Source organism: Natronoarchaeum sp. GCM10025703 (genome assembly GCF_042661985.1).
GTDB lineage: Archaea > Halobacteriota > Halobacteria > Halobacteriales > Natronoarchaeaceae > Natranaeroarchaeum.
The window spans coordinates 1,817,576-1,829,770 of the sequence record NZ_JBHSZF010000001.1 but is presented as its reverse complement, the minus strand read 5'-3'; the positions used below and the strand labels follow the sequence as shown (position 1 = coordinate 1,829,770).

The following is a 12,195-nucleotide window of genomic DNA, read 5'->3' as shown; positions in this document are numbered from 1 at the left end:
CCTATGAGGGGAAGTCGCAAAAGGGTGTCGTCAGGGCGGGCACACTCATCCCTCGTCGACACTGATCACGCCGAGTTTTACCAGGACGGAGAGGACGGAGACGACGACTGCGAGCACGAACCCACCGGCGAAAAACGGCGCTGCGACGGTCTGGGCCGTGTCGAAGCCGACGACCAGTCGCGTCGTTCCTAGTAGCAGAAAGCTCCCCACCGCGAGCGCGCCGGCGAGCAGTCCGAGTTTGACAATCGTGTGCTCGTTCACTAGCAGGGTCGACGGTGTCGCGGCTCTTAGTGATTTGCCTCGACAGAAACCGGTCATCGGAGCGGGAGTATGGCCGGTTCAGGACCCATTCGACCCCTCGGTGACACCGTGGTCCGGGCTACTGGACCGGGTCGGAGGCGTTCGGTACAAGTATCGTCGCTGCCTGGTTCGGCCAACGAATGTCCCTTCCTGACCGAGACGGTCTCTCGCGCCGCGAGTACGTGAAATCTCTCGTCGCGGTCGGCGGTGCCGGTGCGCTGGCCGCCTGCCTCGGCGAGGACGAAAGGGTCGAGATTCCGTCGGGAACGGAGACGCCGGGCGACCTCCCGACCCGACAGCACGAATGGGACCCGTTCCTCTCACGGGACGACGACGGCAACGTCGAACTGCCGCGCCACCACGTGCTGGCGTATCTCGACGTCGATGGCGCGCCAACGGCCGAGGATAGAGAGACGGTTGAAGCCGCGCTACGCACGCTCGAACGCGCTTACGAGTGGAGCAACGAGGGACTTCTGTTCACGGTTGGCTACTCGCCAGCCTATTTCGAGCGATACGACGAACCCCTCTCCGAGTCGGTCGATCTGCCCGCGCCGAGGGCGCTGAACTCGCTGGAGAGTCTCGACGAATCTGATCTGGATGACAACGACGCGCTCGTCCACTTCGCAAGCGACCAGCCAGTAGCCCTCCTGGAGGCCGAACTCGCGATGTTCGGAGACACCGCCCAACTTAGCGGGTCGGACGCGAGCCCACGGGATACCGGCCCCGATACCGTCAACGGCGTCGACGTCGAGGAGCGACTCTCGGACGTCTTCGAGCGCGCCGACCGGCGGACCGGCTTTTTCGGCGCGGGACTCCCCGCCGAGAACACGGGCGCGATCGGGGTGCCGGAGGACGCGCCGATCCCGGAGGGCGCGCCGATGTTTATGGGCTTTCGCGGCCGGTTCGCGGGCACGCAACCGAGCGAGGACCGCGTCACGATCCAGGAGGGCCCGTTCGCCGGGGAACGACCCAGCAGGTCTCGAAGATCCGCGAACAGCTATCCCAGTGGTGGAACCAGGACAGCCAGTCGATCCGCGTCGCGAAGATGTTCAGTCCGACCCACGAACGCGAGGGCCGGGTCGGCGAGCACGGCGAGAAACTCACGGACTCCTCGCAGGTAGCGGACGTCGTGGACGACACCGAGTCGGACGCCGCCTCGGGGCTGGTCGGCCATGCTCAGAAGGCCGCGCGGGCCCGCGAGGACGGATCCCCGATTATTCTCCGTCGCGACTTCGAGACGACCGACGACGACATCGCTGGCCTCCACTTCCTCTCGTTACAGCGTCGGATCGAGGACTTCGTAAAGACTCGCGAGGCGATGACCGGGGCGGACCTGCCCATCGGATCGGTGCAGAACAACGGCATTCTGCAATACATCTCCGTTCGACGCCGTGGTAACTTCCTCGTTCCGCCTCGTGAGCACCGCTCGCTCCCGTCGCCGCGACCGGAGTGAGACTTGCAGACCCGGTGCATCGCCCCGCCTGTCCCGGGGTATAAATATTTCCCAACCCGAGATAACGTACGATGAACCGACGTCGATTTCTGTCTGCCGGAGCCACGGCCGCGGCGGTGGCCGGACTCGCTGGCTGTACAAGCGACGACAGCGAGGACGACCCGACAACGTCGGACGACATGCCCCGCGTCCAGAACCCGCCGGACGGGGTCTACCTGCCCTCACACACTGACGGGATGGCGATGCTGGACACGGAAATCGTAGGCGAGGTGGCCGTCTCGCCGATGCTCTCGATCCCACATTTCTTCTGGATCGTCGAGACCGGCATCGGCGACGGCGTCGAGCGCGTCGATCCCCCAGAGAGTGATTCAGTTCATTTCATGGCGAGCGTCTGGGATCCCGAGACGGACGTGGTCCTCCCGGTCGATGCAGGCCTCTCGATTGATATCGAGCAGGACGGTCGACTCGTCGACTCGCGAGCGCCCTGGGCCATGCTCTCGCAGGGAATGGGTTTTCATTTCGGCGACAACTACGACCTCGACGGCAACGGCCAGTACACGGCGACTATCACCACCGGGTCGATGGAGAACGTACGGTTAACAGGCGAGATGGAGGGCCGGTTCCAGCGCTCCGAGACGGTGACAGTCGAGTTCGAGATGACCAACGAGCGCAGACAGCGTCTCGTCGAATCAGTACAGCGGTTCGAGGAGGAGCGCTGGGGAAGCCGAGCAGCCGTCCCTCCGATGAACCGCGGCCAGGGCGGGATGGGCGAGGGGGAAATGCAGGACGGGGACGAGCGCGGGATGCAGGACGGGGACGAGCGCGGGATGCAGGACGGGGACGAGCGCGGGATGCAGGACGGGGACGAGCGCGGGATGCAGGACGGAGACGAGCGTGGGATGCAGGACGGGGACGAGCGCGGGATGCAGGACGGGGACGAGCGCGGGATGCAGGACGGAGACAGCGGCGAGAACGGCGAGCACCTTGACGGCGGTCACCAGATGCCGTACTCCTCGCTGCCTGACCCCGAGACCTTACCCGGTACCCTTCTCGGGACGCCGACGTTCGATGACGCTGTCTACGCGACGACGCTATTAGAGCCCGGATCACGCTTCGTGGAGGGTGAGGAACAGTATCTCGCCGTCTCGCCCAGAACGCCGTACAACCGGTGTGTACTCCCGCAGATGTCCCTGTCCGCGACGCTCGAACGGGACGGTGAGGTACTCGACATCAGTGGACTTCAGCCAACGCTCGACCACGAACTGGAGTTCCACTACGGAGCAACGGTCGATGACATCCAAGTCGGCGACGAACTGGTCCTTGCGATAGATTCCGTCTCGCAGGCGGCGCGCCATCAGGGCTACGAGACGGCTTTCACCGAAACTGGCGAACGACAACTCGCTATCGATACGCTGTGAGCATGTCCCAAAAACACGCCGCCATCCTCGTTGCGTTCCTCCTGCTCGCGGGCGCAGGCACTGCAGGAATAATCGGACTGAGTGCCGGCAGTGACAACGCGACCGTTCTGGATGTGGATCCGGAGACGAACGAAGCACCGCCCGGCGAGACGGTGCATATCGGTGTCACGATGACCAGCGATGGCGGCTACGGCGACGTGGGCGTGGCCAACGCGTCCGTCGCGATGGAGTACGACAGCGACGTCCTGACGCTCGAATCCGTCGATCGGGGGGCGTGGATGGAGCAGGGCAACGAGACCCAGATCCGGACCGAGACGGAAACCGACGAGGAAGCGGGCTACGCACGGATCACACAGATCCGTAACCCACACGCAGGCGGTGCGACCGGCCAGGAGCGATTCGTCACCTTCACCTTCACCGTCGACGAGGACGCCCCGGAGGGCGAGTACGCCCTCGAACTCACCGGGGGCCAGGCGTCGCTGACGAACGGGTGGCCACAGGACGTCTTCCTCAACGGCGGGACGCTCGTCGTCGACGAGGACGCTTCGGTTGTCGACGCCGGAGCGTCGGACGGAGACGAGGCAAACACTCCCGACGAGTCCCTCCCCGGGTTCGGTCTGGGTGTCGCGGCGGTCGCCCTGGTGGTGCTCGTGACAGCGCGTGTACTGCAGAGACGGAACCAGAGCGTCCTAGATGACGTACTTCGATTCAGCGAACTGGACGTAGCCGCCGTTCCGATAGCTGAACTTCTTGCGCTTGTACGTGCCGACTAGCTTCATCCCCGTAAAGCCGGAGCTAAGCTCCCAGTCGATCAGTTTGTCGTTGTCAGTGGCGGTCAGATCTTCCGCAACGGAGAACGTCCGATCCCAGTCTGCAGGGGTGTAATCGGAGACGATATCCGCGAACGCGACGTTGCGGGTTATCTCGCTACCGATCGCGTCTTTCCAGGCCTCGTTGTATCGCTCTACCTCGGCGTTGGCCGCCAGTTCGCCAGCGATGCGCCCAGTCCGGATCGCGACGTGATCGCCCCTTCGTGGAACGCCGAGGTCGTGCCCATGGCACCGCCTGCGACGAGAATGCCAGCGTCAGTCGGCGAGTCGATCGGCCGGGTCGAGGAGATCGGATAGGTCTCGGTCCCCTTCCGTTTCCCTCTGTCCTTGACGAGCGGAAAGTCGGTCTCGATGTCGTACTCGTCGCCGTACTCGTGTTCGAGTAGCCGGCGGAGATACTCGCTCCCCGACGGGAGGCTTTCGTCGTCCTCATCGATGAGTACGTAGTCGGTCGGGTTCTCGATCTCGTCGATGTTCAGTCCGATCGGCATCGTCAGCCCGACGCGGGCGACGTTGCCGTCGTTCGGAAAGACCCACGGATAGGCTGTCTCGCCCGGCATATACCCCCACCAGAACTTGAGTCTCGATTTCTCGAACAACTCGTCCGGGATCTCCCGGTACTCCTGATAGGCGATATGGTTAGCATGCGTCGTCCCCAGATAGTCCGTGATAGACTCGTCAGCGGGCATATACCGGTCGAGCACCCGATTGGTCACCTGGCGCTGGGGGCCGTCCGCCAGCACCAGTACGTCGGCAGCGATATCCTCGCCGTCGCGCAGTTCGAGCAGGTGTCGTGGGCCCTCACTGCGGTTCGTTTCGACGTCGAGGACGCTGACGCCGGTTCGATACTCCCCGCCAGCGTCCTCGGCCTCCCCGCGCAGCCAGTCGTCCAGTCGGGCGCGCTGGAAGGTGAACCCAAAGTTCGGATACGAGGAGTCGATTCCGGTCGTGTTCATCTCGAACTCCTCGGACGGACCGATGAAGTCCGTGCCGTCGAGTTCGCGCAAGATCACGCCGTCAGGGAGCTGTTCGTGATCGATGTCCATGATATCGACCCAGTAGTTGAGCATCCCGGCTGCGTCCGTCGAGTCGGGGCCGAGCCGGTCGCGGTCCTCGCGGGGAACGCCCTTCTCTAGAGCCACTGCGTCAGCACCCTGCTTAGCAGCCTCCCAGACAGCACTCGTCCCAGCGGGACCGCCACCGACGACGGCTACGTCGTACCGATCCATACACCGAAAGGTCAAGCCCAGAGATATTAAACTCCCGGAACACCTCGTCCGGACGAACCGCAGAGGATCTGTTCAGTCTGCCCGAAGACGGCGTGCAAGATTTTTCCCCTCGGGGGGCGCAGGTAATAGTATGGCAACCGACGAGTTCACCGCGGAGTACGAACACGTGAGCGTGGAACGGGACGGAGCGGTTGGCTATCTGCGGATGGATCGAGCCGACGCGTACAACGCGATGAACGAGATGATGGCAGGAGAGATCCGTGACGCCTCCATCGAGTTGATGGAGACCGACGATGACGTTCGCTGTACCGTCCTCACCGGGGCCGACGAGTGGTTCAACACCGGCGCGGACCTCGCGAACCTGGAGGGCGACGAGTCCGACGGTCGCCGGCTTCGCGACCTCGCCTCCCGACTCCACACTGCCGTCCAGCACATCGCCACAGCGCCCAAGCCCGCTATCGCGGGCGTCAACGGCGTCGCGGCGGGTGCCGGCTTCGGCCTCGCGATGGCCGCGGATCTGGTCGTCGTGAGCGAGGAGGCCCGTTTCGAGTTCGCCTACCCGCGACTCGGGCTTTCCGGGGACGGCGGCATCACCCACTTCCTGCCGGACCTCGTCGGCCACCGGCGTGCCCGCGAGATAGCCCTGCTCGACGAACCCATCGACGCCGAGGTGGCCGTCGAGATGGGGCTGGCGACCGAAGTCGTTCCGGCAGCTCGTTCGACGAGCGCGTCGCCGAACTCGCCGAGGAACTCGCCTCCGGACCGACCCGAGCCTTCGGCGCGTCCAAGCGCCTGATGACGAACAGCCACACCCGCTCGCTCGACGATCACCTCGAAGCGGAGGCGAACACCATTGCCCGCCTCGCCGGTACCGACGACTACGCGAGCGGACACGAGGCCTTCTTCAAAGAGGAAGATCCCGAGTTCGAGGGGCATTGACCGGCGGATGCAACGGGGGCGCTCTCCGGACGCAGGTTAGCCAAAAATAAACCCCTGTATCCCATCAGCCAGGGTATGTCCGATTCATCGACTGACGTGCTCGTCCTGCGAAAGGACACGCACGGTGTCCCGACCGAAGAGTACGCAAACGCGCTCCGTGACCGACTCCCGGACCACGAGATCACGCTTGCCCGGACGCCGGGCGGGGAACGCGAACTGATCGAGGACGCCGAGTTCGTCGCGGGAATGGTCCTCGACGAGGAACTAGTCGACATCGCCTCCGAAATGAAGGTGTTCGCCTGCGCGTACGCCGGCGTCGGCCACCTCCCCTCGAAAAACTCCGCGAGAAGGGCGTCACCGTAACCAACGCCTCCGGCGTCCACGGGCCGAACATGGGCGAACATATCCTCGGCAACGTGCTGACGTTCACGCGGCGGTTCCACAAGGGGTTCCAGCAACAACAGCGCAGCGAGTGGCGTCACTACCAGACACGCGAACTACAGGGCAGTACGGTAACGGTCGTCGGTCTCGGCCCCATCGGCCAGGCCGCGGCCGAACGCCTCGACGCGTTCGGCGTCGAAACCATCGGCGTCCGGTACACGCCCGAGAAGGGCGGCCCGACCGACGAGGTAGTCGGCTTCGGCGGCGCGGCGTTCGACGACGCGCTCGCCCGCTCGGAGTACGTCGTGCTTGCCTGCCCGCTCACGGACGAGACCGAGGGGCTGATCGGCCGCGAGGAACTGATGACGCTGCCGCCGCACGCCGTCGTTGTCAACGTCGCCCGCGGCAAAGTCGTCGACACCGACGCGCTGGTCGCGGCGCTCCGGAGCAACACCATCCGCGGCGCGGCCCTCGACGTCACGGATCCCGAGCCATTGCCCGAAGAACACCCGCTCTGGAACCTCGGTAACGTCCAGATCACGCCGCACAACGCCGGTCACACGCCCGAGTACTACGAACGCCTCGCCGACATCGTCGCCGAGAACGTCGGCCGGATCGACGAGACCGGCGAGTACGAGGACTTCGCAATCAGGTCGAACCCTGAATCGAACTATCAGTGCGAGTGGATCGATTCGCCCTTCGCGGCTTCCGCGGCCTCGGCGACTGCCTCGGGGAACGTCGGATGGGCGTGAATCGTAGTCGCGATATCGTCCAGATGCGCATCCATCTCTAGCGCGAGCGTTGCCTCGGCGATAGAGTCCGATGCTCGTGCTCCGACTATCCGCACACCCAGTAGCTTCTCGTTGGCGTCTGCGATCACTTTCACGTACCCCGAACTCTTGTTTGTCGTGAGCGCCCGTCCCGAAGCGCTAAACGGGACTCTCCCCACCTTGATCCCGTCGTACTGTTCGGCGGCGTCCGTTTCACTGAGGCCGACGATAGCGACTTCCGGGTCGGTGTACATCACAGCAGGGATATACCTGCCATCGAACGAGTCGTCACCGCCCGCCGCGACTTCTGCGGCCACTTTCCCCTGTCTGTATGCGACGTGCGCCAGGTGCGGGTTTCCAGCGGCGTCCCCGACACAGAAGACGTTCTCATCCGTCGTTTGCATCCGGCGATCGGTCTTGATGTAGCCGCGGTCGTCCCGCTCTATCGCCGTGTTCCCCAGATTCAGTGCACGGTACGCGGTTTTTGCCTCTCGCCCTGCCGCGACGATTATGTAGTCACCGCCCAGCCTGAGTTCCTCTCCTCCCGCTCGGCGACCAGAACGGGTCTCCCGTTCTCGTACTCGACGCCTTTCGCCATCGTCGACGTGTAGATATGATCGCGGTACATCTCGCTGGTCTCCTGGATGGAGTTCACGATTTCCTCCTCGAACATCGTGAGGACGCGGTCACGTGCCTCGACGACTTTGATCAGCGATCCGAACTTGGAGAACTTCGTTACTGCCTCCATCCCGATATACCCGCCACCGACGACGACGAGTTCGTCCGGTACTTCGTCGACCTGTAACACTTCCTGAGGAGATCACGCCATCCTGATCGAACTCCAGACCCGGGATCTCGATCGGTTGGGATCCGGTCGCGAGTACCGCCGTGTCGAACGCGATGTCTCTCGCATCGTCCCCGTGCTCGACTCTCATCGTACTCGAATCGAGAAAACTCGCCGTCCCGTTTACGTACTCCACGTCGTGATAGTCTAACTGCTGTAAAATCCCGTCGTCGAGTTGTTCGATGACGTCGTTTTTCCACTCCTGTATCGCCTGAAAGTCGACGTCCACAACGCCCGTATTGATCCCGATATCGTTCCAGTGGGCGATATCCCGCTGGAAACCGGCCGCGTGGATCAGGGCCTTCGCGGGAATACAGCCGTGATTCAGACAGACACCGCCGACCCGCTCTTTTTCGACCAGCACCACGTCGAGCCCCTTCTGTGCGCCGCGTATTGCTGCGGTATAGCCGCCCGGACCCGCTCCGACGACGACGAGGTCCGCTTCCGTGTTGGTCACTCCCATAGACGAGTGAACGTTCGCCCTCTTTCGTCTTGGTCTTCACTGTTCTGGATCGGATACGTCAGCTACAACTGGCTGTTGGGGGCTATTCGCAACTCGATCCGCAGTAACAGTCGCCGTAACAGAACGTCGTATCGTCGTCGTCGAAGCCAAAGCCCAGTTGTGAGAGCGAGGCGCGGAGCCGTGCACCGGTATCCACTTCCGGCCGGACCCGTCTGGCCGTCGCGCCGACTGGTGCTGCACCGACGTCGATTCGGGCCGTAATCTCGCCCGTAGCGTGATCGAGCACGGCAACCTCGTCGCTATCCTGCACCGGGATATACAGTTTTTCACGGTCCGGATCCCAGGAGCCAACGAGCGCACTCCCGCCGAGGTCGATCCGGTCGATAACCGTCAGTTCGGGGACGTCGATCACGGTCACGTCGTTCGAGTTCCGGGTGAACACGTACAGCGTCTCCGAGTCGGGACCGATCTCACTCGTCAGCGCGCCCGCACCGAGGTCGTCCGCCTCGGTGAACCGATACCGTTCTTCCGGTGCCGTCGGATAGCTGATGTCCCAGATGCTCTCGGTGCCGTGATCGCCTTCCGCGTTCTCGACTGCGAGCCACTCGCCCGACCAGGCGGCGGTCCCCATGTAGGAGTTGACGTCGTCGACGCCATCGAGCACCGGATCGACCGGCACCTGGGCCGCGATTTCGAAGCCGTCGAGATCCAGCACCGTGAGCGTGTCCGCCCGGAGATCAGGCACGTACGCGTATGCCCCGTCGGGTCCCATCGTCACGTCACAGGGGCCGGCGTCGCCACGGTCTATCTCGCCGGTCACCTCGCCGAACGTCTCCGAATTGGAGTCCGCGTCGATCCGGTACTGCGCGTGCGTCGGTTCGCGTGCACTGACGATCAGCGAGGATCCGTCCGGCGTGAGTTCCTGCCAGTTGGCCTCCGCGCCGGTGTCTACCCGGGTGACGCTGTCGAGCGAGTCCGGCCTGAACGCTCTCACTCCCCTTCGACGTTGATCCAGAGCGTCTCGTCGTCGCGCTCGACCGTCGCGTACTGGTTGGCGGGATAGGACGACGTCGCGCCGATGTGTACCGTATCGAACACCTGATCGGTCGAGACGTCGATCAGGCTGACCGTCGAATCGCCGGTGTTGAACACGAACACAGTGCGTGGGTCCTCGTCTACTGGGTCGTCGGTATCGTCGGTTAGCCCCGCACAGCCAGCGCTGGCTACGGTCGCGGCAGCAGCACCCGTCGCCGTCGAGCGCCGAAGAAAGCTACGCCGATCCACGTCCGAGTCGTACCGTTTTCGCGTTCGCGAGAGCCGTTCCGGCACCGGTGAATCATCGTCCATCGATACGGACAGTATGGCCGGAAATGGCTTCAGTGTGTGCCTCTCCTGTCACTCGTCACGAGTGCCGCCCTCCAGATAATGCTGCGTGCGATCCCGCGTGGATTCCGCCACCTTGACGAACTCGACGACCCGGTCGCCGTCTTCGCGCCGATCCGCTTCGATTTCGAGGGTGAGCGAGTGGTCGCGGAGATGCTCGAGCAGGGCCGCGACGTGCTCTGGCGCGCCCCGCACCGTGTGGCGTTCACCGACGGTCTTTCCGGCCTCGATCTCTCGGATCGTCTCGACCATCGGCAACAGGATCGACTCGCCGAGGTCGTGTGCCCGCTCTCGCAGGCGCTCGTCGGTCTCGTCGAACTCGGCGGCCTGAAACGCGTCGCGAATGACCCGGGAGAAGACGAAATCCCGTCCATACTCGAAGGGGAGTGAAAACGCGTGAGCGAGTTCGTGATGATGCTGGAACTCGGTCGTGTACTTGACCATCGATTCGCCATCTGCGGACTTCATCAGTACTCCCTCTCGTCCCGCCGCATCGAGTTCCGCGACCGCATCGCGGATCGGGCCGACCAGTTCGGATGGCTCGCCGCGGGCAAAGAGACGCGGCTGGTCGAAGCCGTACGAGTCACAGAGTGCTCGCCGTTCGGCCACGGGCAACGGCGTCCCTGACTCGCGATCACGGATGCCGAACACGCGTACCGCGTGTGACTCGATCGCATCGTAGTCGTGGGGTGTGTACGGTGACTCCGGGCCGATCAGTTCGGCACAGAGCATCTTCTCGGGGTGGTCGGCGAAGAACGCCTCGGTATCGAGGAGTGTTCGCACCCGTGGCGTGGTGTACGGGCAGACGTATCCCCCCGGGTGAACGCGACGACCTCACCGACGTCGGCGATTCGGACGTTGAAGCCGTTGAGTTTCTCCTCGACGGCGATGGTTGGTTCGTCGTCGAAAAAGTCGGTGACGCCGGGGTCCAGGACGAGGATGCGGGGGATACTCGGATAGCCACGGACGATGGCGTCGGCCGCGGGGACGAGGACTGTCCCGCGCTCGAGGCCGTGGCGCGCATCGGGAAGCGCATGGTAGGTCCTATCGGCAGTAGAGTACTGTTCAGAAGTGTTCGAACAGCTCAGCGGGCTCCTCCGCGGCGGTATCCAGCCGGTCGAAGTACTCCCGTCGGTCCATAGTTCGATTGAGTCGATAGCCGAGCAAAAACACCGGGGGTGATCTCTGGGGGCTACGATTTGGCCCCAGCGGGGAGGACCATTTTGTTGCTCGCCCGAGAAATAGGGCATATGCCGGGAGAAATCCCACGCCAGCGGTTCGTGCTCGACACCTCGCTGTTCATCACCGAAGAGATCCGGGCGGACGACGAGTCCCTCGAGGAAGCCGTCCTGCGCTTACTCGAGTACGTCGCGACGGCCCGCCTCGAACTCAATATCTCCTGTTACATGCCACCCTCAGTGCACGACGAACTCGCGACAATGCTGCACGAACGCGACGTCAGCGACGAAGTGTTCTCGCGACTCGATACCTGGGTCGTTCGGAAGAGCCCGGACCGCTACGGCGTCTCTATCCCAGCGGACATCGTGTACAACTTCATCGACGAGATGAGCGACCGGGTCAACCGTGGCCTTCGCGTTTCCGAGAAAGCGTTCCGGGAGGTAGAACAACTCGATCCGGAGGAACTCGCGACCGACACGAGCGACGGCCGGAACGAGTACATGACCGAGGCCGACCGCATCCTCTCGAACATGCGCGACAGATACCGCCGCGCGCTCAGAAAGGGGGTCCTCGACTCGCGGGAGGACTTCGACCTGCTGATCCTGGCGAGAGAGCTAGAGGCGGGCGTCGTCACCGAGGACCGAGGAATCATCTCCTGGGCGGACGAGTTCGGTCTCCGGTACGTCCGCGGCGGGCAGTTCCCGACGTTGCTGGAGGAGTATCTGCGTGCGACCGGCATCGATGAGACCGATACATGAGCGTCTCGGCTTCGGCTATCTCCTGTTCGTCGGTCTGGATGCCCGCATCGCCGCGTTTCAGGGCGAGTTGATCCTCGGCTACTTCCTCCGCATCTGGGAGAACATGACGGTGTACGAGCGGATCCTGCAAGACGACGAGGAGGCGGTCGCCGACGAACTGGAAGAGCAGGTCCCCACGAAGGCCGACGAGCGGCTTGCACAGCAGTTGCGGGATCAACTGGAAGACAATATAGAGACCTGACCGGCCA

The 12,195-nt window shown here is 63.7% G+C and carries 12 protein-coding genes and 4 pseudogenes; 8 read left to right on the top strand and 8 right to left on the bottom strand.

What is annotated here, in order from left to right:
* Positions 1-45 precede the first annotated feature (45 nt).
* Positions 46-261: a hypothetical protein gene (locus ACFQH2_RS10265; protein ID WP_377053313.1), complete on the bottom strand. Its 216-nt coding sequence runs from the start codon at positions 259-261 to the stop codon at positions 46-48.
* Positions 262-440: 179 nt separating this feature from the next.
* On the opposite strand from ACFQH2_RS10265, the pseudogene ACFQH2_RS10260 reads away from it, so the two are divergent.
* From ACFQH2_RS10260 to ACFQH2_RS10250, 3 genes and pseudogenes are all read left to right on the top strand, one after another.
* Positions 441-1,753: pseudogene (locus tag ACFQH2_RS10260) on the top strand (Tat pathway signal protein).
* Positions 1,754-1,824: 71 nt separating this feature from the next.
* Entirely contained in the window at positions 1,825-3,171 is a 1,347-nt protein-coding gene (locus tag ACFQH2_RS10255; protein ID WP_377053309.1) for a DUF7350 domain-containing protein, read from the top strand.
* 2 nt (positions 3,172-3,173) lie between these two features.
* Complete coding sequence (locus tag ACFQH2_RS10250) at positions 3,174-3,944, top strand: cohesin domain-containing protein (protein ID WP_377076702.1); 771 nt, start codon at positions 3,174-3,176, stop codon at positions 3,942-3,944.
* On the opposite strand, the pseudogene ACFQH2_RS10245 reads toward ACFQH2_RS10250, so the two are convergent.
* Positions 3,861-5,230, bottom strand: a pseudogene (locus ACFQH2_RS10245) (NAD(P)/FAD-dependent oxidoreductase). The gene ACFQH2_RS10250 and the pseudogene ACFQH2_RS10245 sit on opposite strands and share 84 nt — an antisense overlap.
* Positions 5,231-5,360: 130 nt before the next feature.
* Here ACFQH2_RS10245 and ACFQH2_RS10240 point away from each other — a divergent pair.
* The 3 genes and pseudogenes from ACFQH2_RS10240 to ACFQH2_RS10230 all read left to right on the top strand — a co-directional run bounded on the left by ACFQH2_RS10240 (position 5,361) and on the right by ACFQH2_RS10230 (position 7,214).
* A complete protein-coding gene (locus tag ACFQH2_RS10240; RefSeq protein ID WP_377076701.1) occupies positions 5,361-6,026 on the top strand; it encodes an enoyl-CoA hydratase/isomerase family protein in 666 nt (221 codons plus the stop codon).
* Positions 6,026-6,169: a hypothetical protein gene (locus ACFQH2_RS10235; protein WP_377076700.1), complete on the top strand. Its 144-nt coding sequence runs from the start codon at positions 6,026-6,028 to the stop codon at positions 6,167-6,169. The genes ACFQH2_RS10240 and ACFQH2_RS10235 overlap by 1 nt, the downstream gene beginning before the upstream one ends.
* A 75-nt stretch (positions 6,170-6,244) precedes the next feature.
* Positions 6,245-7,214: pseudogene (locus tag ACFQH2_RS10230) on the top strand (D-2-hydroxyacid dehydrogenase).
* Between the two features lie 9 nt (positions 7,215-7,223).
* On the opposite strand, the gene ACFQH2_RS10225 reads toward ACFQH2_RS10230, so the two are convergent.
* From ACFQH2_RS10225 to ACFQH2_RS10200, 6 genes and pseudogenes are all read right to left on the bottom strand, one after another.
* Positions 7,224-7,829, bottom strand: coding sequence for an FAD-dependent oxidoreductase (locus ACFQH2_RS10225; protein ID WP_377076986.1), 606 nt, complete (start codon positions 7,827-7,829; stop codon positions 7,224-7,226).
* Positions 7,829-8,074: an NAD-binding protein gene (locus tag ACFQH2_RS10220; RefSeq protein ID WP_377076985.1), complete on the bottom strand. Its 246-nt coding sequence runs from the start codon at positions 8,072-8,074 to the stop codon at positions 7,829-7,831. The genes ACFQH2_RS10225 and ACFQH2_RS10220 overlap by 1 nt, the downstream gene beginning before the upstream one ends.
* Complete coding sequence (locus tag ACFQH2_RS10215) at positions 8,007-8,627, bottom strand: FAD-dependent oxidoreductase (RefSeq protein WP_377076699.1); 621 nt, start codon at positions 8,625-8,627, stop codon at positions 8,007-8,009. The genes ACFQH2_RS10220 and ACFQH2_RS10215 overlap by 68 nt, the downstream gene beginning before the upstream one ends.
* An 82-nt stretch (positions 8,628-8,709) precedes the next feature.
* On the bottom strand, positions 8,710-9,621 hold the full coding sequence (locus tag ACFQH2_RS10210) for a hypothetical protein (protein ID WP_377076698.1): 912 nt from the start codon (positions 9,619-9,621) through the stop codon (positions 8,710-8,712).
* A complete protein-coding gene (locus ACFQH2_RS10205) occupies positions 9,618-9,974 on the bottom strand; it encodes a hypothetical protein (RefSeq protein WP_377076697.1) in 357 nt (118 codons plus the stop codon). Before ACFQH2_RS10205 ends, ACFQH2_RS10210 begins: the two co-directional genes overlap by 4 nt.
* Positions 9,975-10,022: 48 nt before the next feature.
* A pseudogene (locus ACFQH2_RS10200) lies at positions 10,023-11,150 on the bottom strand (RNA ligase).
* 110 nt (positions 11,151-11,260) lie between these two features.
* Here ACFQH2_RS10200 and ACFQH2_RS10195 point away from each other — a divergent pair.
* Complete coding sequence (locus ACFQH2_RS10195) at positions 11,261-11,947, top strand: RNA ligase partner protein (protein WP_377053293.1); 687 nt, start codon at positions 11,261-11,263, stop codon at positions 11,945-11,947.
* The gene (locus ACFQH2_RS10190) at positions 11,931-12,188 is read left to right on the top strand and encodes a hypothetical protein (protein ID WP_377053291.1); all 258 of its coding nucleotides are present in this window, start codon (positions 11,931-11,933) and stop codon (positions 12,186-12,188) included. Before ACFQH2_RS10195 ends, ACFQH2_RS10190 begins: the two co-directional genes overlap by 17 nt.
* Positions 12,189-12,195 lie beyond the last annotated feature (7 nt).